Genomic DNA, 23,390 nt, shown 5'->3' on the forward strand with positions numbered 1-23,390 from the left:
GTCGTCCCAGCCATGACACGTATTTTTTCTTTGTTCATTTTCAGCGGTGCCGTTTATGCCGCGTCGCTGCCGCAGGTTTCGCCTTTTCTTGAGCAGCACTGCACCGAGTGCCACGATGGTGATGTGAAGAAAGGCGGGCTGGATCTGACCGCGCTGTCGTTCAAGCCGGAGGACCGGAAGAACTTTGACCGCTGGGTGAAGGTTTATGACCGTGTGATCAAGGGCGAGATGCCGCCTGCGAAGAAGCCCCGGCCTGAGGCGGCGGCATTGCAGAGCTTTCAGACGGCGCTCAAGACCCCGCTGAGTGACTATGAACTCTCGCAGCAGTCGAAGAACGGACGCACGGTGCTGCGCCGGCTGAACCGCACGGAGTATGAGAATACGGTGCATGATCTGCTGGGCATCTCGCTGCCGCTTAAGCACATCCTGCCAGAAGACACGCCGCTGCATGGGTTTGATACTGTGGCGGAGGGGCTGCGTTTTTCGCAGCTTCAAATCGAGAAGTATTTGGAAGCGGCTGATGCCGCGCTGGATGCGGCCATTGTGCTGAGCAAGCGGCCGGTGGGGATCAACCAGCGTTACAGCTACAAGAACGAGCAGGGGATTCGCAAAAACCTCGACACACCGCCCGGCACTTTGTCGGACAAGACCAATCCGAAGAGCGGCCACCGAGTGATGTTTCGTGAGAACGACAAGGAGGTCATCATGTTCACCACGGGGGACTACCTGGTGGGCCTGAAGCAGTGCCGCCTGCCGGGTCCGGGCAACTACCGCATCAAGATCTCCGGCAACGCCTTCCAAAGCGAGGGCGAGCCGCTGACGCTCATGATTTACAGCAACAACTACAAGCAGAAGCGCCTGCTGAGCTACTGCGAGCTGCCGGCGGACAAGCCGCGCGAGTTTGAATTCACCACGCGGCTGGATGGCACCGAGCACATCGTGATCAACTGTGACCGTGTGGGCCGCGATAAAAAAGGGCAGAACATCTACAACGTAGGGGCGGGTGAATTCCAGGGAACTGGGCTGGCCATGCAATGGATCGAAGTGGAGGGGCCGCTGTCTGCTGAATGGCCACCTGCAAGCCTGAAGAAGGCGCTGGGGGATGTGCCGCTGACCGAACTGGGAGACAAGCAGAAGAAGTTTCGCGATGGCAAGCAACTCGGCTATGAACTCGCGCCTGCGGATGTGAAGCAGGCGATTGCCAGCGGGCTGAACGGCTTTGCGGCACGTGCGTTTCGGCGGCCGTTGGAGCAGGATGAAGCGGCACCTTACATCGCGCTGGCCAATCAGTCGGTGGATGCGGGCGGCACCTTTGAAGAGGCGATGCGCGTGGGCTTGCGCGCCATTTTGACGTCACCTGCCTTCCTGCTTTTGGAAGAACATCCGGGCAGGCTCAGTGATCGCGCCCTGGCAACGCGGCTGGCGTATTTCCTCACGAGCTCGATGCCCGATGATGAACTGATGAAGTTGGCGAGCGCGGGGCAGTTGAGCCAACCGGCGGTGCTGAAAGCGCAGACCGAGCGTCTGCTCAAAGGCCCGAAGGCGTCGACGTTCGTGACCAACTTTGTGGGCCAATGGCTGGAACTGCGCAACATCGATGCGACTACCCCGGACACGAAGCTGTATCCGGAATACGACATGCTGCTGAAGCTGGGTATGGTCACGGAGACGGAAGCATTTTTTAATGAGCTGCTGACCCAAAACCTGCCGGTGGCGAATCTCATCCACAGTGATTTTGCCATGGTGAACAACCGCCTGGCGGAGCACTACGAGCTGCCGGGCGTTGCCGGTGAGCAATTCCGCCGCGTGTCATTGCCGAAGGACAGTGTGCGTGGTGGAGTGCTGACGCAGGCCAGTGTGCTGAAGGTCACGGCGAATGGCACGGTCACATCGCCGGTGATTCGTGGTGCGTGGGTGATGAAGCATCTGCTGGGGCAGCCGCCGCCGCCACCTCCGGGCAATGTGGCGGGCATCGAGCCAGACACACGCGGCAGCACCACCATTCGCGAACAACTGGCCAAGCACCGTGACAGTGAGAGCTGCGCGTCCTGTCACCGTCAGATTGACCCCCCAGGGTTTGCGCTGGAAAGCTTTGATGTCATTGGCGGTTTCCGTGAAAACTACCGTTCCAACGAGAAGGGGGCGAATGTGAAACGCAAACTCAACGGACAGAACATCTGGCAGTACAAGGAAGGCCTGCCGGTGGACGCCAGCGGCGAGCTGGCGGATGGCCGCAAGTTTCAAGGCATCACGGAATTCAAGAACCTGCTGCTCGATCAGCAGGATCAAGTGATGCGTGCGCTGGCCGGGAATCTGGTCACTTACGGCACGGGCGCGGGCATCCAGTTTGCGGATCGCGACGCGATCGAAGCTATTGTAAAGCAGGCCAAGGCCGATGGCGCGGGGCTGCGTTCACTGGTCCACGCCGTCGTGCAGTCTCCGCTGTTTTTGAGCAAGTAACCGACGTTTCCATCCGACTCCATCCCACCATGATCATACGCCCTGCCATTTCCCGCCGCGCCTTTTTGCACGGCTCCGGTGTCTCGCTGGCCCTGCCGTTTCTTGAAGCGATGATGCCTCGGCTGTCCAGCGCAGCGGCAGCCACGCCGCCAAAGCGCATGGTGTTTGCCTGTGCCTCGCTGGGCATCTACGGGCCATCGTTGTTTCCGAAGGAGACGGGGCGTGGTTACACGCTGACGCCGTATCTAGAGGCGCTGAAGGATCATCGGGATGACTTCACCGTGCTTTCAGGCGTGTGTCATCCGGATCAGGCCGGGGCGGACGGGCATACTTCGGAGATGACGTGGCTGACTTCGGCGCGTGGGCCGGGGCTGGGTGGCTTTCGCAACACGGTGTCGATTGATCAGTTCGTGGCGGAGAAGATTGGCTACGAGACGCGCTATCCTTCGCTGGTGCTGAGCACGGCGGGGCAGGGCAGCCAGAGCTACACGCGCAGCGGCGTGATGGTGCAGGCGCAGTCGAAGCCATCGCAGGTTTTTGCCAAGCTCTTCCTGGATGGAACGCCGGGAGAGATCAGCAACCAGATGCGCAAGCTCAAGGAAGGCCGCAGCATCATGGACACGGTGCAGGCGGAGGCGAAGCGCTTTGAACGCCGCGTGGGCGCGGCGGACAAGGAGAAGCTGGATGAGTACTACACCTCCGTGCGCGAGATGGAGGAGCGCATGCTGAAGTCCGAAGCGTGGGTGCAAAAGCCCAAGCCCAAGGTGGATGCGAAGCCGCCGACGGATGTGGATAACGAGGCGGACCTGATAGCGCGGATGAAACTGCTGTTTGACCTGATCCCGCTGGCGCTGCAAACGGACAGCACGCGGGCGATCACGGTGCTGGTGCAGGGCAGGGGAGATGTGCCTCTGATCAATGGGGTGACCATGGCACATCACAATCTGTCTCATCACGGTCAGGACCCGATGAAGATCGAACAACTGCAGCGCATCGAGCGTGCGGAGTTTGAGGCGTTCAATGGGCTGCTGACTTCGCTGAAGGCGAAGAAGGAGGCCAATGGCAGCCTGCTGGACAACACGATGGTTTTGTTTGGCAGCAACCTTGGCAATGCCAACAGCCACGACTGGCACAACCTGCCGCTGGTGTTTGCGGGTGGTGGGTTCAAACACGGGCAGCACCTGGCGTTTGATCCGAAGAACAATCAGCCGATGTGCAATCTCTTCGTGCAGATGTTGCAGCGCATGGGGATTGAGGCGGATGAGTTTGGATCGAGCACGGGGACGAGTTTGCCGGGGTTGGTGGTGTGAAAGTTGACCCGTTGCGCCGCAACGGGCCGGAGAGGAGACTCCAGTTGCGGCGCAACTGGACTACTTTGCTTCGCGCACCAACTTACTCCTCCACGGCATCAAACACATCAGGCACCGGCGCATGCTTGGCCACCCAGGCGAGGGCTTCTTCTTTGGTTTTTAGCGTGCCTTCGAGCTGGAGGGTTTGCAGGGTGGTGAGGAGTTTGCCGAGGGCTTTGCCGGCGTGCCAGCCTTGGGCGATGAGATCGGCACCGGTGATGATGCGCGGCGGGAGCATGGGTTCGCTGGCGAGTTCTTGGCGCTTGGCGAGGAGGAACTCGTAGTTGTCCAGCCAGCCGTTGGAGCCGAGGCAGTCGACGCGGTGAAGGGCGAGTTCGTCGTCGAAGGAGGGGCGGGCCATGAAGCGGCGCAGCTTGGCGGTGCGCATCTTTTTGACGTCCTTGAAGACCATGTGGTTTTCCACGGCGATGACGGTGGGCTCGATGACATCGTTGGGGAATTTCATGCGGCGCATGATCTCGCCGGTTTTTTCAGCACCGAGTTTGTCGTGACCATTGAAGCGGATGCGGCCAGTGTCGGCATCGCGGGTCTGCGTGGCGGGCTTGGCGATGTCGTGCAGGAGGACGCTCATCACCAGCGGCAGCGAGACCTTCTCCGGCAGCAGGCTGAGCATGAGGCGGGTGTGGATGAAGACATCGCCCTCGGGGTGGAATTGAGGCGGTTGTTCGCAGCCCTGGAGCACGAGGATCTCGGGGAGGAACTGCTCCATGAGGCCGCTGTTGACGAGGAGATCGAAGCCGCGCACGCGATTGGGATGGAGCATGGTTTTGACGAACTCCTCGCGGATGCGCTCGATGCTGACGCTTTTGATCTTGGGAGCGAGGCCGCAGATGGATTCCCAGGTGGCATGCTCGATGTCGAAGCCGAGTACGGTGGCGAAGCGCACGGCGCGCAGCATGCGGAGGTGGTCTTCTTCAAAGCGGTCTTTGGCGACGCCGATGGCTCGTAGCAAGCCCATGCGCAGATCCATCTGGCCGTCGACGTAGTCGATGACCTGGTTTGTGAGCGGGTCGAAGAAGAGGCCGTTGATGGTGAAATCGCGGCGCTGGGCATCGAGCTCCGGGGTGGAGTAAGTGACGCTGTCCGGGCGGCGGCCGTCGCTGTAGCTGCCGTCGCTGCGAAAGGTGGCGACCTCGACATGCACATGATTCAGCCGCACGATGACGACGCCGAAGTGGGCGCCCACGGTCTGGGCCCCGGGGAAGAGTTTCACCACCTGCTCGGGCGTGGCACTGGTGGCCACGTCGAAGTCTTTGGCCTCGCGCCCCAGCAGCATGTCGCGCACGCAACCGCCTGCCAGGAGGGCCTTGTGACCGGCCTGGGTGAGTTTTTCGATGATCTGGATGGCGGTGGCGCGCATGCCGGGATGTTCCATGGCAGGGTTGAATGTTCAATGTTGATTCTGCTTTCCGCTGTTCAAATCGGGGACTGGCATTACACTCGCGACCCTTAATATGGACCCGCTCATCGAACTGCTCCGCAATAACTCCAACCGCAGCCCCAAAGAGATCGCTCTCGCACTGGGGCTCGCCGAATCCGAAGTCACCGCCCGCATCGCCGCGGCGGAGGCGGATGGCACGATCCTGGGGTATAGCGCCGTGGTGGACCGTCTGAAGGCGGGGGACCGCCGCGTGACGGCCCTGATCGAGGTGCGCATCTCGCCGGAGCGTGATGGCGGCTTTGACCGTCTGGCACGCCGGATTTCGAAATTTGACCAGGTGCGCGACTGCTTTCTCATGAGCGGCGGCTATGACCTGGCCGTGATCGTGGAGGGCAAGGACCTCCTGGATGTGGCGACTTTTGTGTCCGAAAAACTCAGCACTCTGGGAGGCGTGCTGTCCACGGCCACGCGCTTTGAATTGAAGGCGTACAAGGAAAACGGTTTCCTCGCGAACGGTGGCGGCGATGAAGAGCGCCTGCCAGTGAGTCCATGATCTGAGAGGAACCTGAGGCCATGGAATACGACAACAAAATTTCAAACATCATTCGCGATCTGCCGCGCTCCGGCATCCGCGATTTCTTCGAACTCGTCATCGGTCGCACCGATGTCATTTCGCTCGGCGTCGGCGAACCCGACAAGCCCACTCCGTGGCCGATCCGCGAGGCAGTGATCCGCTCGCTGGAAAAAGGCCAGACAAGCTACACTTCGAACCTCGGTCTCGAATCGCTGCGCATCGGCATCAGCGAGTACGTGACGAAGCACTTCCGCACCACGTATGATCCGAAGACGGAGATTCTGGTGACGGTGGGTGTGTCCGAGGCGCTCGACATCGCCTTTCGTGCGGTGTTGAATCCGGGAGACGAAGTGATCTATCATGAGCCCTGCTACGTGAGCTATTCACCGAGCATCAAGATGGCCTACGGCGTGCCCGTGGTGGTGCAGACTCGTGAGGAGAATGAGTTTGCCCTGATGGCGGAAGATGTGGAGAAGGCGATCACGCCGAGGACGAAAGTCATCGCGCTGAACTTCCCCACTAATCCAACGGGTGGCATCATGCCGCATGAGGAGCTGGCGAAGATCGCCGCGCTGGCGGTGAAGCATGACCTGCTGGTCTTCACGGATGAGATCTACAGCGAGCTGCTGTATGACGGACGTCAGCACAAGAGCATCGTGGAGTTTCCTGGCATGCGTGAGCGCACCATTTTGCTGCACGGTTTCAGCAAGGCGTTTGCCATGACTGGCTGGCGTTTGGGCTATGCGTGTGCTCCGGCACCGCTGCGTGAGGCGATGATGAAGATTCATCAATACTGCATGCTGTGTGCTCCGATCATGAGCCAGATGGCGGGCATTGAAGCTCTCAAGATGGGCTCTGCCGCTTACGAAGACATGCGTCAAAGCTACGAGCAGCGGCGCAATCTGATCGTGAGCCGGCTCAACGGGATGGGGCTGCACTGCTTCAATCCGGGCGGTGCTTTCTATGTGTTTCCGGAGATCCGCAGCACGGGGCTGACGAGCAAAGAATTCGCCATTCAGCTGTTGGAAAAGAAGAGTGTGGCCGTTGTGCCTGGCAGTGCTTTCAGCAGTGCAGGTGAAGGCTTTGTGCGCTGCTGCTATGCGACGGCTCCCGAACTCATCGCGAAGGCGATGGATTTGATGGAGGAGTTCGTGAACGAGGTGCGCGCGAAGAAGTAGCGCTTCGCGTCGTCAAGAGATATGAGCAAGATACGGCACGGGCCGCATCTAGGTGGTGCTGCGCACGTCAAGATTCGCGAGAGCGTCTTGGAGTGCGCCGGACCTCCGGCGCTTTTCGCCTGCCCTGGGTATGCGTAAAGCTCCAGAGGACTGGAGCACTCCAAAACGCATAGCGTGCGCGTTCACATGCGTTCGCGTCTGGTGACTTTTTTCGCCGGTGCTGTGCGTGCGCTTTCGTCGATCTGCACTTCCTCAGGCGTGAGGTTGACGTTGAGCTGCGAGGGATTGGTTTCTTTGCGCCGGCGATGGGCCTCGTGAATGACGGCCTCGGGTACTTCCACACGCAGCGCGTGCCAGCCTTGATGGACGAGGCGGGTGTCTTCAGAGCGGTCATAGGCTTCGAACGCCTTCAGTGCTGGCAGGTACATGGCGATCCTGCCGAGGTTCACATTGACCATGCTGGAGTCGCATTTGCCAACGAGCGGGCAAACGACGACGGCGCAGCCGAGTTCGATGGCGCGGGCGGAGGCGCAGCGGGTGACGCGCTCGCTGCCGTAGAGGGTCTCCGTGGCGCTGGGAACGAGGAGGAGGTCGATGTTGAGTCCGCGCAGCCGGGAGCTGAGCTCCGGTACCTCGATGTCGAGGCAGATGATGATGGCCACGCGGAGGCCGGACATTTCGAAGACGAAGAGTTCGCGGCCTGCCCTGAACTCATGCTCCCATGGAGTGAGGAAAAGTTTGTCCTGATGCAGGACGCGGCCGTCACTGAAGATGAGGGCGCGATTGTAGAGGTGTTTGGTCGCCGGATCAAGATATGGGGCGGTGCCGACGATGGCGTGTTTGCCTTTGCGGCAGAGGCGCGGTTTGAGCTTGGGCATCAGGTCCACCCACACGACTTTGGCGATGTCCTCCATGTCTGCGTCCGGAGGCAGCAGGGGCTCCAGAGCGGCCCAGAGGTATTCGGGCAGAAGGACGATGTCCACACCGCCAGCCCAGGCGGTCTCGACGCGGTGCATGACTTCCTCGGCAAAGGCGTCCACGGTTTTTCCTGCATCTCCTACGTCGAAGGTCCAGGCTTCGACTTTGACATTGGTCTTGCTGGGATCGGTGTCAGGCATGGCTGGTGCATAACGGGGCCAGCAGCCTCCAAGATGCAAGCGGCCAATGGCGCAGTACGAACGACAGCTCAATGAATCCTGGCAGTCAGCCTTATGCGACCAGCGCCTGCCGGGCTTTCATAATGGCCTTCGCCCAGCTCTCGTTTTCATTCACGATGAAACGGTGTACTTCGCCAGAGGACATGCGCACCCGCAGGCCATTGGAAATGAGGCCAAGCGTCTTGGTGGCCTCAGCCGAAACGATGTCAGCCAGCGGGGCGGTCCACTCATGATTTTGCAGGTTCATTTTGTGGGAACGAAAATGCAGCTGCCCGCTGGTGAGCCATAGATGGCCGCCGACACTTTCAAGGTCTCTGAAGTGGTTGGCGGGGCCGGAATGCAGAATCGTCTCCATGCCAAAGTCAGGGGGCTCGGCCTGAAACTTTTGAGTCTGCCTGTTCACAAACTTGGTCATGAGGCTGGAAAAAAGTGCGCCAGCAGCCAAGCCCATCGGCAGCCCGATCACGTAGTTGCCGGACTGGAACGAAAAGAAGAGGCCCATGGGCAGGCCGTAAAGCAGCGCCATCGTGAGCCACGACTTCTGGGTGGACGACGCTTGGGAAGTTTCGAGTGAAGTGCTCATAAGATTCAGGGTTGGGTTAAAGTATTAAACCGGCCCGGACCGTGAATGATGGAGTCGTTTTTGGGGTGAACGATCCGTGGTCAGTCAAGACATGGAAATCGTCCCAAAAAGGGCGCGAAAAGACAAGATAAAAACGGGAGGCCTTAAGCCAGCCGGAAGAGCTTGCGGGAGTTTTCGAAAAGGATTTTGCGCTCGACTGCTTTGCTGGGGGCGAGCTTGCGGATGGCGGCGAGGGTCTGGGCACCCTGGCAGCCGGGGCCGCGGCCGAGGTGGTCGGCACAATCGCTGCCATAGAGGATCTTGTCCTGATGACGGTCGAAGAACTTGGTGGTGTGCTCCTCATCGCGGGTGAGGGCAAGCAGGCCGCTGCCGGCGGACATGTCGGCAAACATATTGGGGTAGTCGGCCAGATAGCGGTCGGTGATGCCGCCGGGGGTGATCTTGCCCTTGGGATAGTTCACCGTTTGATCGTGCTGCTTGTCGATGTTGCCCCAGAAGGCCTGCGCATGGCCGATGAAGTTCGTCTTGGGGAACTTCTCCAGCATGGTGTGGAAGCGCTCGTAGCCGAGGTTGTAGGTCAGGTGCTGGAAGTGCAGAAGGATGGGCACGTTGTAGGCTGCGGCCAGGGCGTAGAGTTTCTGGCTCTCGGGGGAGTCACACTGCACCATGAATTTCTGCTCGCCGATCATGCAGGCGCCCTGCTTGAGCCATTTTTCGATCTCGGCGGGCGCGGTGTCGAGGTCGGTGACCTCATTGGCGGCCCAGAGGTAGGCATCGGAATGTGCTTTGGCGAAGTCTCGTGCTGCGTCAGTGGTGGCGCACTGGGCGGCGAGGCCGTTGGATTTGCCGTTGTGAGTGGAAGGGCGGTCCAGGTAGGTGCCAGCAGGCAGAATGATCGAAGTGGTGATACCCATGGCCACCTGATGCGCGAGGAGATGCTCATCCGCGCGCTTGTGGTAGTTCATGTGCTGATGGATGTCGATGACAGGCTCAGCGGCCGGTGGCGTCTGCGCCAGGGCGCGGGAGGTGAGTGCGGCGAGACCCGTGGACAAAAAGATGCGGCGTGATGGCATGAAACCACTACGCCGCAGGGAAGGCGATGTTGCTCGTCAGCGACGCGGCTGCGCGAATCAGCTTAGTTTTTTAAGGCCCTGAGTGTCGGCCAGGATGGCGCCGGTGTAGATCATGCCGGTTTGCACGGTGCCGTTGAGGTTTGCGGCGATGAGATCCGCATCGGTGAAGTCGGCATTGGTCAGATTGGCACCTTCCAGGTTGGCACCGGAAAGATCCGCGCCACGGACGTTGGCGTTGCTGAGGTTGGCATGGCGGAGGGAGACGCCGCCGAGGTCGGCCCCGCTGAGATCTGCGCCGCTCAGATTGGAGCTGTCCAGATTCGCACCACTGAAGTCGCCGCCGGAGAGATTGGTGCCGGCCAGATTGGCCTTGGTCAGGGTGGTGCCCACAAAATGGGCTTTGGCCAGGTTGAGGTCATTGAGCGTGGCACCTGCGAGGTTCATGCCGGTTTCGTCGATCTTGCGGCCGCTTTTGCCGCCGCTTTCAAGCCATTGAGTGTGCGCGAGGAGTTCTTCGGTGGTGATGCTGGCCATGGTGCACAAATGAAAACCCGATTTACGAGGCCGTAAATCGGGTTTTCAAACTTGTTTAGGGGATTTAGAGGGTCCCCTAAAGCCATTAGGTGATGGTTAAATCAGCCTTTCACCTCAGCGACGATCTTCTGCGCTGCGTCGGTCAGATCGGCGGCGCTGGTGATCTTCAGGCCGCTGGCGGCGAGGGTGGCCTTGCCGGCTTCGACGTTGTTGCCTTCGAGGCGGACAACGAGCGGGATGTTCAGGGAGACTTCCTGCGCCGCGGCGATGATGCCGGTGGCGATGATGTTGCAGTCCATGATGCCGCCAAAGATGTTGACCAGGATGCCCTTCACATTCGGGTCGCCCAGAATGATTTTGAAGGCTGCGGTGACCTGTTCCTTGGTGGCTCCGCCGCCGACGTCGAGGAAGTTGGCTGGCTCGCCGCCGTGGAACTTGATGATGTCCATGGTGGACATGGCAAGGCCGGCGCCGTTGACGAGGCAGGCGATGTTACCGTCGAGACCGATGTAGTTGAGGCCGAATTCGCTGGCGGCAACTTCGCGGGGGTCTTCTTCCGTGGTGTCACGCATGGCGGTGACGTCCTTCTGGCGGTAGAGGGCGTTGTCGTCGAAATTAAACTTGGCATCGAGAGCCACGACCTGATCATCGGAGGTGATGGCGAGCGGGTTGATTTCAACAAGGGAGCAGTCGCTCTTCAGGTAGAGATTCCACAGCGCGGTGAAAAGCTTCACTGCCTGGTTCATGAGGGGGCCGCGCAGATTGAGCGAAGCAGCGACCTTGCGGCACTGGTAGGCCTGGAGGCCGATGGCGGGATTGATGTACTCTTTGCTGATCTTCTCCGGAGTCTTTTCGGCGACTTCTTCGATGTTCATGCCGCCTTCGGTGGAGGCGATGATGGCGTGGCTGCTGGAGACACGATCAAACAGGATGGCGAAGTAGTACTCCTTCTTGATGTCCACGGACTTGGCGATGAGCACCTTGCTCACGAGCTTGCCTTCCGGGCCGGTCTGGTGGGTGACGAGGGTCTGGCCCAGCATCTTGCCTGCGATGTCTTCCGCTTCTTCCGGGGTGTTCACGAGATGCACGCCGCCTTTGAAACCGTTCTTGAAAGTGCCTTTGCCACGACCACCGGCATGCACCTGGGCTTTCACCACGAGTCCTGCTTCACCGATTGTGCGAGCCGCGGCTCCTGCTTCTGCCGCTGTGCTGGCGACGATTCCTTTGGGACTGGCGACGCCGAATTTGTCGAACAGTTGCTTGGCTTGATACTCGTGGATGTTCATGGAGAAAAAATGGGGGAGCCCGATAGTAGAAGTGCGACCCCAAGCGTCAAGGCGCATTCCCTGTGAAGGTGAGAATGCCGGGCTTGCCGTGCCTGCAAGGCTGCGGCATAGCCCCAGAATGCGAATTGATGTGGTGACGTTGTTTCCGGAGCTGGTCTCAGTGCCGATGGGCCTGAGCATGATGGGCCGTGCGCAGGAGAAGGGCATTCTGGACCTGCGGGTGCATGATTTGCGTGAGCAGGGGATGGGCAAGCACCGCCATGTGGATGACACCCCGTATGGCGGGGGGCAGGGGATGGTGATCCGTCCGGAGCCGGTGTTTGAATCTCTGGAACGCATCGACACGCCGGAGGCCCGCATCATTTACATGTCACCTGCGGGGAAGCGTTTTGACCAGGCCACGGCGCGGCGGCTGTCCGCTGAGCCGCACTTGATCTTCCTTTCGGGGCATTACGAGGGGATCGACCACCGCATCATTGAGCACTGGGTGGACGAGGAGATCAGTCTGGGGGACTACGTACTGACGAACGGGGCCATTGCCGCCGTGGTGGTGATGGATGCCATTGTGCGCCTGCTGCCGGGGGTGCTGGGGGATGAAATGAGCGCGGTGGAGGAGAGCTTTGGCGCCAGCGGCCTGCTGGAGGCTCCGCAGTATACAAAACCGGCGGAATACCGTGGGCTGAAGGTGCCGGACATGCTTCTGAGCGGGAATCATGCGAAGATCGCCGCATGGCGGGAAGAGCAGGCGCTGGAACGCACGCGGGCGAACCGCCCGGATTTAATCGACTGAGATGCGTCCTAGCATGACATTTCGTTTGACGATCCACCGGGCTGCACGCTAAATAAGCACTCCGCTGGCTGACCACCTGCGGGACAAATTCAATGAATGGTGAGGTGGCTGAGTGGTCGAAAGCACATCTTTGCTAAAGATGCGTAGCCTTAACAGCTACCGAGGGTTCGAATCCCTCCCTCACCGCCATTTTTTATCAGACACCCCCAGCTGAAAGCGCATGGCTGCCACCCTTAAATAGGGTCAAACGAACAGCAAATGACGCTGGACAGTCCCTCAAAGCGCCTTGCAAAGGCCTGCACAGAGCTGCAATTGCCTGTTGCACAAGGGGTTAAAATACCACATTCTGCCACCCGATGAAAATCAATACCAGCATTACCATTGATCCACGCATCGCCAAGCTGGCGAAGAAATATGCGGCGCTCGACGGTCGCAGCTTTGCCAACTACGTCGAACGTGCCGTCGCTCGACAGGTTGAGCAGGACCAGATCGCCGAAAGCCCGAGCCCGAAGGCCAAGCCTGCGAAGAAAAAGTAAGCTTTACCGCTGATGCGGTGGGAAGGGGAGGCGATGAGAGTCGCGATCCCAGGTTCCTTGTTGTCTCGTCGCGCAGATTCAATCTGCTGGAAAGTGGTGGAGCTAAGGGGATTCGAACCCCTGACCTTCTCATTGCGAACGAGACGCTCTACCAACTGAGCTATAGCCCCAAAATGGGATGTTTGGACGATGCCTGGTAATTTGTGGCACTCGTCAGATTTCTCTGGGATGTTGCCGAGTGGGGGCTGGCAGCAGCCGCCGACACTGAGCAAGAATCGTTTGAGAAAGCAGGTGAATGCCTGATTCACTATTCATCGAACGGAATGAATTATGCGATGATCCGGCATTCCGGCAAGCTGATTCGTCGCAGCTTGGAAAACCTCCGACACAGTCCACGCCAAGCGCAAGCTGGCTGAGTTTGATCCAGTGTGGCCCGTCAGACCCGCAACAAGACCGAGGAAGTGCCACGTCAGATAGCGGCATCTGTTGAATCTTTCCCGAGGCTCCTTTGGGGCGCGATATTGGGTGAAGCCTTGTTGGCGATCAAAGTCAGCCCAGTTTGCAAGCGATTGTCGGGCTTGTCCTTGGTGGTTCATTGGGGAGACTTAGGGGGAAGGGGGGCAGGGATTGGAGCGGCGGTCAGCAGGTTGGGTTCACTGGGAGTGATCCAGAAAATCTGCTCCTGGATTTCACCACCCGCCTGCGACATCACGAGTTTCATCAGCGGCGGATGCGGATGCGCCGTCGGAACTCCGCCGGGGTTGCCTTCGGACCAAATAGTGGCCCACTGCCGCGTCGTCGGATGAAACACGCGCCACTCGCACTGCGCCAGGTCTTCAAACAGCACCACGCTGCTCTCGTTTGCTTCAGAATGACTCGTCAGCATCAGCCGCAACCCGCCTCCAGGCTGGCCCTGCGTAAACAACGCCACGCGGCAGTCCGGAGTCTCATCAAACGGGGAGCGCACAGGCTCCAGTTCCAGCTTCGTGAGATACTGCCCATGCTCTTCCGTGGTGCTGAGATTCAGCAGCGCCGTGGCTGGCACCTCCGCCAGCAAGTGCTCGCAAAACGTGGTAAAGGCCTGCATCCGTGCGTCCCGGCGTTCCGCCCGGCGCACATCATCCGCCAGCATCAGAGTACCCTGCGCCAGGGAATACACCGCCCCCAGCACCAGCGCGGTGATCGCCAGTACAATGATCACCTCCAGCAGGGTGAATGCTTTCGCTCGGGATGACTGGCTCAGTTTTTTCATCAGCGGAACAGCGGCGGATACACCCAGGTTTCAGCGCTGGCCTGCTGCAGCGTCTGTCCTTCCTTCCATGCAGCCGTCACGCGCACCTCAAACAATCCCGCCACAGGCTGACCATTGCGATCCTTCAATTCCAAAGGCGTGTGCGTCACGATGTAGGTCACATCACCTTCCTGTACTTTGACTTCCTCAATCTCATCCGGCCTGCGCGTGTGTTCCACCAACAGCGACCGCATGCGTTCCTGTACCGCAGCCTCATGCCGGCGCAGCAGCGTGTGCTCGCCGATTTGGTGTACGGCTTCCACCAGCGCCACCACCGCGGTGCTGAACACCATCAGCGCCAGCAGGGTTTCCAGCAGGGTGAAGCCCTTGCGTCTCACGGGTTTTCCTCCAGTTCTTGGAAGCCTGCCGTCAGAGGGTCCAGTGTGGCATTGACCCAGTTTGCACCGTTTTGCCAGCGCAGGGTCAGCGGTTCACACAATCCGCCGGGGCGCAGGCGTAGATGTTGATCTGTAGAGGAAACAAACGTCTCGCTTCCGACATGTCGCACGGTGAGCTTGGCTTTCTGACTCAGGCTGCTCAAATCAACGAACTGAGGCTGCACGGTGGTGAGTGTGCGGGTCATGGCCTGCATCAGCACGCGCTCTGCGTCATGGGCCACGCGCAGCAGTTCGTGCTCTTCGGTGAGCTTCTGCATGGCTCCGGCTCCGATGCCGATGACGAGAGACGCGATGGCGAGCACCACGATCATCTCCAGCAGCGTGAACGCCTTCATTTTGCTACCAGTTGCCAATATCATCGTCGGTGTTCTCCAATCCGTCCGCTCCGAGGGAGAACACATCATAACCTCCCGCGTTGTGCTTGCCGGGGTTGCGATACACCAGCTTGCGGCCCCAGGGATCGATGATGCCGTCGGGTTTGGCCTGCTGGGTCCAGCGCTTGGGCTTGGGCTCTGCCGTGGGGCGTGACACCAGGGCATCCAGTCCTTGTTCCTGTGTGGGATAAGTAAGATTGCTGATCTTGTAGGAGGTCAGGGCGACTTCGAGGCTCTTGATCTTGGCGCCGGTGGTGACGTGTTCGGCATCGCCTTCGATGCCCTGCACCATGAAGGCCACGGTGCCGAGAATGAGTGCAATGATGAGCAAGACGACCATCATTTCGAGCAGGGTGAAGGCCTTGGAGTGGAACGAAGTGGAGCGGAGGTGTTTCATGGTTGGGTTAATGTCGGAGCTGGCTGAGAGTGGAGAAGACGATGTTCACCATGGTGTAAACAAGGGTGCCGACGAGGGCGGCCATGATGAGGAGGAGGCAGGGCTGGATGAGGGCGGTGACGCGCTCGATGGTGCGGGTGAGCTGCGTGTCCATGCGCGTGGCTGCTTTGCCCAGCACCTCGGCAAGGTGGCCGGTGTCTTCGCCGATGCGGATGACGTCGATGGCCTGGGAGTCGAGAGCGTGCGTCTTTTTCATCGCATGACTCAGGGATGCACCTTCTTGCACCAATGCTTCGGCTTGAGTGAGGGAATGCTTGAGGTGCAGATTGGTGACGGCGCGGCGCACGAGTTCCAAGGCATGCAGCAAGGGCACACCGCCGCGCAGCAGGCTGCCGAGGGTTTCAAAGAACTGCAGCTCAAAGCGCGCGCGGGTGATGTCGCGGATGCCGGGCATCTTGATCATGAAGCGGTGCCATCCGGACTGAAAACCGGGGGTTTTGCGCAGGGCAAAGAGCAGCATCACGATGCAGCCCAGTGCAATGGCGAGCAGCCACCAGTAGTTTTTGAGAAAGTCAGAGAGGGCAAGGCTGACCTTGATCATGAAGGGGGGCTCTTTGCCGGAGCCGGTGAGCAATGAGGCAAGTTTTGGCAAAAGGTAGGTGACCATGACCAAAGCGAGCGCTCCTCCGGCACTGATGAGAAAGGCTGGGTAAATGAGTGCACCGACGACCTTGGCCTGGACGGATTCCATGAGGCGGAGGTGGCGGGCCTGGCGGTCCATGATGTCGTCGAGGGCGCCGCTGTTTTCACCGGCGGCGACCATGTTGCAGTAGAGTTCGTCGAAGGAGGGCGAGGCTTGGCGCAATGCTGCAGAAAGTGGCACGCCGTCGCGTACAAGTGCACGAACGCGCGTCGCCAAGGTGCCGAGTTTGGAGGCGCTGCGGTTTTCCATGGCCTGCAGGGCCTGCTCGACTTGCAGACCGGAGGCGAGGAGGTCGCCCATGTCTTCGGTGAAGCGGATGACATCGGTCTTGGAGAGGGTGAGGACAGAGTCGGTACTCTTTGTGTCGGATTTCGCAATTTCGGCGGTTTGGGACTGGATGGAGCGGGCCTGCAAGCCGCGCCGGGATAATTGGCGCAAAGCATCGCCGCGATCAGCGGCTTCGAGGGTGCCGGATTTGACGGAGCCGTCGGCGGACAGGGCTTGGAAGGCGAACATCATTCGAGTTCTTCGCTGGTGACGCGGGCGACCTCTTCGAGGGTGGTGATGCCGTCGAGGGCTTTTTGCAGGCCGTAGTCGCGCATGGGGACGAAGCCGTCTTTGCGGGCCTGGACTTGGAGATCGGACTCGGAGGCTTTCTGGGAGACGAGGGCCTGCATGGCGGGGGTCATGAGGGCGATCTCGTAGAGGGCGACCCGACCGGAGTAGCCGGTGCCGCGGCATTGCTGGCAGCCGCCTTTGGCGGCGCGGTAGAGCTTATTGTCTTTTTTGACTTCGGGGAAGCCGAGCTTGGTGAGTTCTGCGCGCGGGTAGTTGGCGGGCTCTTTGCAGGAGGCGCACAAGCAGCGGACGAGGCGTTGGGCGATGAAGGCGCGGACGGCGGTGCCTACTAGGAAGGGCTTCACGCCCATCTCGATGAGACGGGTGATACCGGCGACGGCGTCGTTGGTGTGGAGGGTGGAGAAGACGAGGTGGCCGGTGAGGGAGGCGCGGACGGCGATCTCGGCGGTTTCGAGGTCGCGGATTTCTCCGACCATGACGACATTGGGGTCACCCCGCAGAATGCTGCGGAGGCCGCTGGCGAAGGTGAGGCCGATTTCGTTTTTGACGGGGATCTGGACGATGCCGGGGAGTTTGTTTTCGACGGGGTCCTCGATGGTGACGATGCGGCGGTGGACGCTGTTGAGCTGGGAGAGGAAGGTGTAGAGGGTGGTGGACTTGCCGGAGCCGGTGGGGCCGGTGACGAGGACGATGCCGTTGGGCTTGGCGAGGAGGAGCTCGATCTTGGCGCGGTGCTCTTCGCTGAGGCCAAGGCGGTCGAGGGTGAAGCGTTCCTGGCCAAGGAGGCGGAGGCTGATGGACTCGCCTTCGACGCTGGGGATGCAGGCGACGCGGACGTCGATGGACTGGCCGTCGGCTTTGAGATTGATGCGGCCGTCCTGGGGGAGGCGCTTTTCGGCGATGTCGAGTTTGCTCATCACCTTGATGCGGGCGATGACGGAGGCCTGGAGGGATTTGATGTTTTCGGGGACGGGGATCTCGTGGAGGAAGCCGTCGATGCGGTAGCGGATGCGGAGGGAGTCGGGCTGGGGCTCGACGTGGATGTCGGTGGCTTTTTGGGCGAGGGCTTCGCGGATGATCTGGTTGACGAATTTGACGACGGAGGCGTCTTCGTCTTCGTCGTCGATGACGTTGGCTTCATCGCGCAGGTGCTGGTCGTCGGAGCTGCCGCCGCCGGCGGCGATGAGGGCATCAAAGGTTTCGGCACCGACGCCGTAGAGCTGCTGGACGGCGCTGAGGAGTTCGGTGCGGGGCGTGAGGCACCACTCGACGGGGAGTTCGGACTGCCTCGCGACGGCCTGGCGGGCGAGGAGGTCGCAGGGGTCGTGGCAGGCGAGCTTGAGGGTGCGTTTGATGGTCACTGAATCAACCACGGTCTGGTGTGACGTGGTTGTCACACGACCGTGGCCGAAGCCGACGGGGAAGACCTGGTGGCGGACGGCGAAGCGTGCGGGGATGAGGCGCTTGAGCTCGGCGGCGTCGGCGGGTTCGGGCCGCGGGGTTTCGAGCCAGGGCCAGCCGAGGGAGTCGGCGAGGTGACGGGAGAAAAGGCGTTCATCGACGGCCCCGCTCTCGATGAGGGCAAGGACAGGGGAGATGCCGCCGCCTGCGGCGGTGTTGAGGGCGGCTTGTACGTCGGAGTCCATCACCCCTGCGGCTTGGGCGCTGGATTGGAGGATGGAGATCATAGGGTCAGATCGTGGCGAGTGCAGGCACCGACATCATGCTTTCGGTTGTTGAAACGGGTCCTTCATTTACTGAAGAGGCCTTTTTTGGGTTCTGAGGCAACATTCGGCGGCGGAAGGAGGTCATTGGGCTGGAGTGGTGGACTTCGTCTGCGGTTCCAAGAGTTCGGGAGAGATGGGTGCGACTATTCACCAAGCATTGGATCACCCCATGGTGCTAGTTGTTCAAGCGTCGGATTATTCACACAATACGAGTACTCTTGAAGGAAAAAAACTGGCATGACTCGCTCAGGCAGCAAATCTGGAAAAAAATCATCATATGGGAATGATCGAAATGTGCAATTGTGAAGTTGAGCGGGATGAGGGACTTCAAGCAAGCGGATCGCGCTTAATTTTCTTAAAAATAATAAACACAAATCCTAAGCGAAAGGGGAAAATCTGGCATTAAATATTTTTTCCTGTAACAAATCAACGAAGTCGGGGTATGACCATTAAGGCTTCTTCTGCTTCCGCCCGCCCGATGCGGAAGTCATAGGGGTAAAATTTGTCAACTTTCCGCTACTCAAATCCTGCCACTTCTGCTAAATAGAAACTTATTCACACATGAAAACCCTCCGCCTCTCCCTGCTTTTGCTGCCTTTGATGGCCACGGTCACGTTGGCACAGGTGACCACCGCTCCGGTAGGTTTTAACACAGTGACCGCCCTCGGAAATTCTGACACACGCTACAGCATCCCTCTTCAGCGTCCGTCAGTGTATCAAGGCTTGGTTCAAAGTGTTTCGGGCAATGTCATTACCGTTCAGGGGCTTCCAGGATGGACCTCGGGCCAATTTCTTTACGTAGCAGGCTCCCAAACCAATACCTATTATGTGACTCCTACCAGCGGGAACAAAATGGGTATGTTTTACACCATCACGGCGAATGCAGCGGATAATGGCACAGCAAATACAACGACCTTAACTGTAGACACTGCCGGCGATACTCTGGATGACGTGTCCGGCATCGTCACCGGAGACAGCCTGTCAATTGTGCCTTATTGGACTTTGGATACAGTATTCCCGGGGCAAGTTGGAATCACCACCACAACCTCAATCAGCGGTGCGGGGTCAATGACTCGAATTTTTATTCCCGATCCAACCTCGGCCGGAGTGGATCTGGCAGCCACGATCAGTTACTACTACTACTCGGGAACCGGGTTTGGTGGTGCCGGTTGGCGGCGCTCTGGCGGTGGGCTCACCAATAAGAAAAATGACGATATTCTTTCGCCGGATTCGTACGTGATCATTCGGCAAGATGGAGTTGCCACGAATGCGGCCATCACTGTTGCCGGCGGAGTCCCAACAAGTGCTCGCAGTTATGTCATTGGGACTCGTGCCGCCAATACGGATCAAGACAACGCAATTGCTGTTGATGTCCCAATTCCACTGACCTTGACTCAGTCCAATCTTTTTGAGTCTGGTGCATTTGCAGGAACAACCAGCATCAGTGGAGCTTCGGGTGATAAATTATTAGTTTTTGATGATACTACTGCAGCAATCGACAAGGCTGCAGTTAAATCCTACTACTACTACACAGGCACAGGCTTTGGTGGTGCTGGTTGGAGGCTGCAAGGTGGAGGGCTCACCACCATTCGAAACAACGACGTGGTGTTTCAGCCAGGGTCTGGTTACAATATTCGCAAGCAGGGCACGGGTGCCGTGTCCACACTCATTTGGCGCATGCCTCTAACTTATTAGCATGCCTTCAGTTGCCAACCCGCTAAAGAGCCCTTATACAAAGTTAATATCATGAAATTCGGCAAAATTACCGCTGTTGCTATGCTGGTCATGGGTTCGTCCCTGTTCGGAGCCACGACGATTACATTCGATCTGGAGGCAGATTCACTTCGCACAAGCGGTGGAGCACTTGCCCCTGATGGCATTGTCATGCTTGTGGCAGACACAAGTGGACTTGGCAATTTCGGAGCGGTTGTGCCAGGAGCATCCTTTACGGCAGGTTCATTCTTGGATGCGGGTAACACAGAACTCGTATTGTACCAAAACACCATCGCGGCCACGACAGGAGCGGCTGGTGCCTTTGCTGCATTCACGTCAAGTATTACACCTGGTTCTGGCATATACTCCGCATTAACTTCGGGTGACCCTTTGGCACTTCTTTGGTTCCCAACGCTTACCGCAGCTAATACCCAAGCAGCAGCAGGAAATTCGTATGGCATTTATACCGGAAATGGCAATGCCGACGGAAGTAGCGCATGGGTAACACCCTCGAGCACAAGTAGTGGCTACAAACTTTATATGTTTACTCAGAGTGCACAGCTCGCCACTGGCACGAATGCCAACTCGATTGGCAATGCTACCCTCACCGTTGCAGGTGTTCCCGAACCCAGCCGCGTTATTCTGGCAGCCTTTGGACTTGGTTTGATCTCCCTGCGCCGCCGCCGGCGGTAAAAGAGATTCCACATTGTTTTCTCCTCGAAGGGCCTGCTCACGCAGGCCCTTTTTTGGTTCGCTCAGCAGGGCTGTGAAAGGGCAGGTCTTGTGTATTGTGCACCTTGACAGTGCAGGGGTGTCTGGAGCCAAGGCTAACCGTGCCAAGTCTCACCGGGCTAATTCTACTTTGGCAAGTCATCGAGGGGGGGCGACACTCTCGCTGGGCGCTGCCAACGCTGCTGGTGGGCGTGGTATGTGGCGAAGGCGCCCATTCTTCGCTGAAGCTACGAAGGGTAAACTGGGTTTGCTTTCCGATGACGACATCTGGCACCAGGGGAGCCTCGCTGAGGCTCGGCACCCCTTCGCTATGATGCGCAGTCCCGTTGGGACTGGTGTCAAGCGGAGTGGGATGAGACGGCGACAACCGGCCAATGGATTCGGTGCCCCCCCGATGACTTACCCAAGTAGAACCAAGGCTCACTGGGCCAAATTCCAAAACACCCTTTCCTCGGGCAAGAGCCCATCGGTGTGGATTTTTTCGGCGATTTGGTAAGCTTGAGAGACTTCATTGCATGTCGTGGCGAGCAGACCGGCATAAACGGCTTTTTCACCCATGGAAAAGTCTTTTGTGTCCACCACCTTATGCAGGACGACGGAGGCGTGTGCCATGTCATGCAGCCGGTAGGCTTTGAGAGCTTCCAGCAGATGGTCGGAAGCACTTCTGGCGGCTGTTGAGCCATCCAACAATGTGGTCTCGAGTTCCACGCCACGGAGGAGGCAGAGGTAGTCGTGCCTTCGGACAAACTGAAAGTCGTCGGGCCTTAGCTTGAGGAGCCTGCTGGCGAGGCGGACGAGCAAGGGGGAATCGTTCTGAATGGTGGCCATTTCCCAGCATTTCTCGAGCATCTGCAGCTCGCCAGGGGAGCCGGGTTGTGCGAGCGCCTGGTAGGCCTGGAGCGCCAGATCCGTCATATGCCAGGACTCGGCGAGAGTGGCGGCTCCCAAAAGGGCCAGGGCATTTCTTTCCGAAAGACCCTGCACGATGGCTTCTTCAAGATGATCCCGGGCGGCTTTGATGTCAGAAGGATGCAGGTTTCGCACCGCCAGCGCCCGCCAGGTGGCGGCGCGTGCATTTGAGACAGGGAGCTTTTTTCCTTTTTTCAGCAGATCCATCAATTCCTGCCACTTTTGTTGTTCCTGCAGACCTTGGGCGACCAAGGGAAACAGGGCAGGTGATTCGAGCAGGACACTCTCCGGAACAAGTTCGCGAATTCTGGCGTATTCCTTCTCCCTGGTGAGCCAAGCAGCCACCTGTGCCAGGATGGCGGGATCGCCCGTTCTGTAGCGTTCGATTTCTGCCTGGATCGTTGCCTCACGCCGCGCCGGGTTCAGGCGCATGATGGTGGAAACGATCATCAGCCGGTCAGCCGGTGAGATGTCGGGATGCGCTGCCGCCAGTTTCAGCAATTGTTCCGCCTCGGCCAGGGTCAGTTCGGTGCGTCGGCTCAGAGCCCTCAGTGCATCGAGTCCCGTCGGGCCGCCGTTCGAGGCCAGTTTGAAGAGGGCCTTCCATGCCGCGTCCTTGATCTCAGGGAAGGTGCCATCCAGGTCTTTTAACGCCTTGCGGAACGCCACCTCGGGCTCGTTCGGAAAACGCTGGAAGAGTTGAAGCTCAAGCTCTGACGCTTCTTGAACATAACCTTCCTTGCGGAGAAGATCGATGTTGAGTTTCATCGCCATCAAACTGGAACGCTGGGAGGAAGGGAGGCGGGCCCAGGCGGCTCTGGCTCTCCGGATGTCTCCGGTAAGAAAGCGTGCCTGACTGATCCATAAGACGTCTTCTGGGCGCGCGCTGCCGGCCATTTCCAGTTTCTCCAGGGTATCTGCCAGCAAGGCGGGTTCGGAGGAGGTTTTTTGCAGGTAGTCCGCAAGAATCCGCAGGAACTCCGGGCTGGCGGCGGCTGGCCCGTGCACTTTCTGGATCGCACTCAGGGCTTCCGGGAGATTGCCCGCGTCCAAGGCCGCCCTTGCCTGGGTGACAAAGTAGCCGGGTCCGCGCAGCCTGCCGACGTCGAACTTGGCCAAGACCAATCCTATCATTCCCAGCAACGCCACGCCGATCAGCACCCACGCCAGCATGGCGAACCAAGAAAGCTTGCCGCCTTTTTTGGGAATCAAGGATTCGATGTCCGTTTCCGGGATCTCGGGTTTAGACGGTGACGGGGATTGCATGACAAGACGTGAGAGTATCTGTCTGATAAGGCAAGGGGACAAGCACCTCCGCAAAAATATCATGGACGGCCCGGGAGGCTGGCTGAAGTGGATGGACTGGAGACCAGGACTTCCAGCAGCATGCCTTCCCAGGTCGTTCTTAAAAAGCCTGTCACGGTGCCCGGCGGCGGAGCGGTCCCATTGGCTGTGTGGAGCGCTTGCCTGTTATAGCCGCGCATCATCAACCTTCAAAAGTGGGCCTTCTCAAAATGAAAGAGATGATGCATTCCGGTACGGTTGGAAATGCGGCGCGTGTTCGCATGACGGGGCTCCCAGAGCCGGTTAAAAACCAGCGCTCCCAGCAATGAGCTTCGCCCGGCGCGGTGCGGGAGTCCGTAGT

General features: G+C 59.1%; 21 protein-coding genes and 2 tRNA genes. 9 read left to right on the forward strand and 14 right to left on the reverse strand.

Going from position 1 to position 23,390, the window contains the following annotated elements; genetic code table 11:
- Positions 1-12 precede the first annotated feature (12 nt).
- Positions 13-2,460, forward strand: a complete 2,448-nt coding sequence (locus AC3RLQ_RS01720) for a DUF1592 domain-containing protein (protein WP_493033752.1) — start codon at positions 13-15, stop codon at positions 2,458-2,460.
- 29 nt (positions 2,461-2,489) lie between these two features.
- Positions 2,490-3,770: a DUF1552 domain-containing protein gene (locus tag AC3RLQ_RS01725; protein WP_493033754.1), complete on the forward strand. Its 1,281-nt coding sequence runs from the start codon at positions 2,490-2,492 to the stop codon at positions 3,768-3,770.
- An 82-nt stretch (positions 3,771-3,852) separates the two neighbouring features.
- Here AC3RLQ_RS01725 and AC3RLQ_RS01730 read toward each other — a convergent pair whose 3' ends face one another.
- A complete protein-coding gene (locus AC3RLQ_RS01730) occupies positions 3,853-5,205 on the reverse strand; it encodes a CCA tRNA nucleotidyltransferase (protein WP_493033756.1) in 1,353 nt (450 codons plus the stop codon).
- Between the two features lie 79 nt (positions 5,206-5,284).
- On the opposite strand from AC3RLQ_RS01730, the gene AC3RLQ_RS01735 reads away from it, so the two are divergent.
- Both AC3RLQ_RS01735 and AC3RLQ_RS01740 read left to right on the forward strand, forming a co-directional pair.
- A complete protein-coding gene (locus tag AC3RLQ_RS01735) occupies positions 5,285-5,764 on the forward strand; it encodes an Lrp/AsnC family transcriptional regulator (protein WP_397383397.1) in 480 nt (159 codons plus the stop codon).
- Between the two features lie 20 nt (positions 5,765-5,784).
- Positions 5,785-6,963 carry a pyridoxal phosphate-dependent aminotransferase gene (locus AC3RLQ_RS01740; protein WP_493033758.1) on the forward strand — a complete coding sequence of 393 codons (1,179 nt, stop codon included), beginning with the start codon at positions 5,785-5,787 and terminating at the stop codon, positions 6,961-6,963.
- Positions 6,964-7,145: 182 nt separating this feature from the next.
- Here the strand turns inward: AC3RLQ_RS01740 and AC3RLQ_RS01745 are convergent, their stop codons facing one another.
- The 5 genes from AC3RLQ_RS01745 to sucC form a co-directional block, all read right to left on the reverse strand.
- The gene (locus AC3RLQ_RS01745; protein WP_493033760.1) at positions 7,146-8,081 is read right to left on the reverse strand and encodes a nitrilase-related carbon-nitrogen hydrolase; all 936 of its coding nucleotides are present in this window, start codon (positions 8,079-8,081) and stop codon (positions 7,146-7,148) included.
- 91 nt (positions 8,082-8,172) lie between these two features.
- On the reverse strand, positions 8,173-8,703 hold the full coding sequence (locus AC3RLQ_RS01750) for a GRAM domain-containing protein (RefSeq protein ID WP_493033762.1): 531 nt from the start codon (positions 8,701-8,703) through the stop codon (positions 8,173-8,175).
- 143 nt (positions 8,704-8,846) lie between these two features.
- On the reverse strand, positions 8,847-9,776 hold the full coding sequence (locus AC3RLQ_RS01755; protein WP_493033764.1) for an amidohydrolase family protein: 930 nt from the start codon (positions 9,774-9,776) through the stop codon (positions 8,847-8,849).
- A 57-nt stretch (positions 9,777-9,833) separates the two neighbouring features.
- Entirely contained in the window at positions 9,834-10,310 is a 477-nt protein-coding gene (locus AC3RLQ_RS01760) for a pentapeptide repeat-containing protein (RefSeq protein ID WP_493033766.1), read from the reverse strand.
- Positions 10,311-10,411: 101 nt separating this feature from the next.
- On the reverse strand, positions 10,412-11,596 hold the full coding sequence (gene sucC, locus AC3RLQ_RS01765) for an ADP-forming succinate--CoA ligase subunit beta (protein ID WP_422316314.1): 1,185 nt from the start codon (positions 11,594-11,596) through the stop codon (positions 10,412-10,414).
- Between the two features lie 118 nt (positions 11,597-11,714).
- On the opposite strand from sucC, the gene trmD reads away from it, so the two are divergent.
- The 3 genes from trmD to AC3RLQ_RS01780 all read left to right on the forward strand — a co-directional run bounded on the left by trmD (position 11,715) and on the right by AC3RLQ_RS01780 (position 12,922).
- Positions 11,715-12,386: a tRNA (guanosine(37)-N1)-methyltransferase TrmD gene (trmD, locus tag AC3RLQ_RS01770; RefSeq protein WP_493033768.1), complete on the forward strand. Its 672-nt coding sequence runs from the start codon at positions 11,715-11,717 to the stop codon at positions 12,384-12,386.
- A 98-nt stretch (positions 12,387-12,484) separates the two neighbouring features.
- Positions 12,485-12,575: transfer RNA gene (locus AC3RLQ_RS01775), tRNA-Ser, on the forward strand.
- 167 nt (positions 12,576-12,742) lie between these two features.
- Positions 12,743-12,922, forward strand: coding sequence for a hypothetical protein (locus tag AC3RLQ_RS01780; protein ID WP_397383494.1), 180 nt, complete (start codon positions 12,743-12,745; stop codon positions 12,920-12,922).
- A gap of 94 nt (positions 12,923-13,016) precedes the next feature.
- On the opposite strand, the gene AC3RLQ_RS01785 is transcribed toward AC3RLQ_RS01780, so the two are convergent.
- The 7 genes from AC3RLQ_RS01785 to AC3RLQ_RS01815 form a co-directional block, all read right to left on the reverse strand.
- Positions 13,017-13,092: transfer RNA gene (locus AC3RLQ_RS01785), tRNA-Ala, on the reverse strand.
- A gap of 422 nt (positions 13,093-13,514) precedes the next feature.
- Positions 13,515-14,174 carry a type II secretion system protein gene (locus AC3RLQ_RS01790; protein ID WP_493033770.1) on the reverse strand — a complete coding sequence of 220 codons (660 nt, stop codon included), beginning with the start codon at positions 14,172-14,174 and terminating at the stop codon, positions 13,515-13,517.
- Positions 14,174-14,551 carry a type II secretion system protein gene (locus tag AC3RLQ_RS01795; protein ID WP_493033772.1) on the reverse strand — a complete coding sequence of 126 codons (378 nt, stop codon included), beginning with the start codon at positions 14,549-14,551 and terminating at the stop codon, positions 14,174-14,176. Before AC3RLQ_RS01795 ends, AC3RLQ_RS01790 begins: the two co-directional genes overlap by 1 nt.
- Positions 14,548-14,946 (reverse strand): prepilin-type N-terminal cleavage/methylation domain-containing protein, encoded by a 399-nt coding sequence (locus AC3RLQ_RS01800; RefSeq protein WP_493033774.1) that lies wholly within the window; start codon positions 14,944-14,946, stop codon positions 14,548-14,550. The genes AC3RLQ_RS01795 and AC3RLQ_RS01800 overlap by 4 nt, the downstream gene beginning before the upstream one ends.
- Positions 14,947-14,950: 4 nt before the next feature.
- Positions 14,951-15,382: a type II secretion system major pseudopilin GspG gene (gspG, locus tag AC3RLQ_RS01805; protein ID WP_493033776.1), complete on the reverse strand. Its 432-nt coding sequence runs from the start codon at positions 15,380-15,382 to the stop codon at positions 14,951-14,953.
- Positions 15,383-15,389: 7 nt separating this feature from the next.
- A complete protein-coding gene (locus AC3RLQ_RS01810; RefSeq protein ID WP_493033778.1) occupies positions 15,390-16,604 on the reverse strand; it encodes a type II secretion system F family protein in 1,215 nt (404 codons plus the stop codon).
- Positions 16,601-18,352, reverse strand: a complete 1,752-nt coding sequence (locus AC3RLQ_RS01815; RefSeq protein WP_493033780.1) for a GspE/PulE family protein — start codon at positions 18,350-18,352, stop codon at positions 16,601-16,603. Before AC3RLQ_RS01815 ends, AC3RLQ_RS01810 begins: the two co-directional genes overlap by 4 nt.
- 600 nt (positions 18,353-18,952) lie before the next feature.
- On the opposite strand from AC3RLQ_RS01815, the gene AC3RLQ_RS01820 reads away from it, so the two are divergent.
- Both AC3RLQ_RS01820 and AC3RLQ_RS01825 read left to right on the forward strand, forming a co-directional pair.
- Positions 18,953-20,086, forward strand: coding sequence for a TIGR02597 family protein (locus AC3RLQ_RS01820; RefSeq protein ID WP_493033782.1), 1,134 nt, complete (start codon positions 18,953-18,955; stop codon positions 20,084-20,086).
- A gap of 51 nt (positions 20,087-20,137) precedes the next feature.
- Entirely contained in the window at positions 20,138-20,797 is a 660-nt protein-coding gene (locus tag AC3RLQ_RS01825) for a PEP-CTERM sorting domain-containing protein (RefSeq protein ID WP_422319249.1), read from the forward strand.
- Positions 20,798-21,256: 459 nt separating this feature from the next.
- On the opposite strand, the gene AC3RLQ_RS01830 is transcribed toward AC3RLQ_RS01825, so the two are convergent.
- A complete protein-coding gene (locus AC3RLQ_RS01830; protein ID WP_493033784.1) occupies positions 21,257-22,918 on the reverse strand; it encodes a hypothetical protein in 1,662 nt (553 codons plus the stop codon).
- Between the last annotated feature and the right edge of the window lie 472 nt (positions 22,919-23,390).

This window comes from Prosthecobacter sp. GW821-HT29F12 (genome assembly GCF_058803405.1).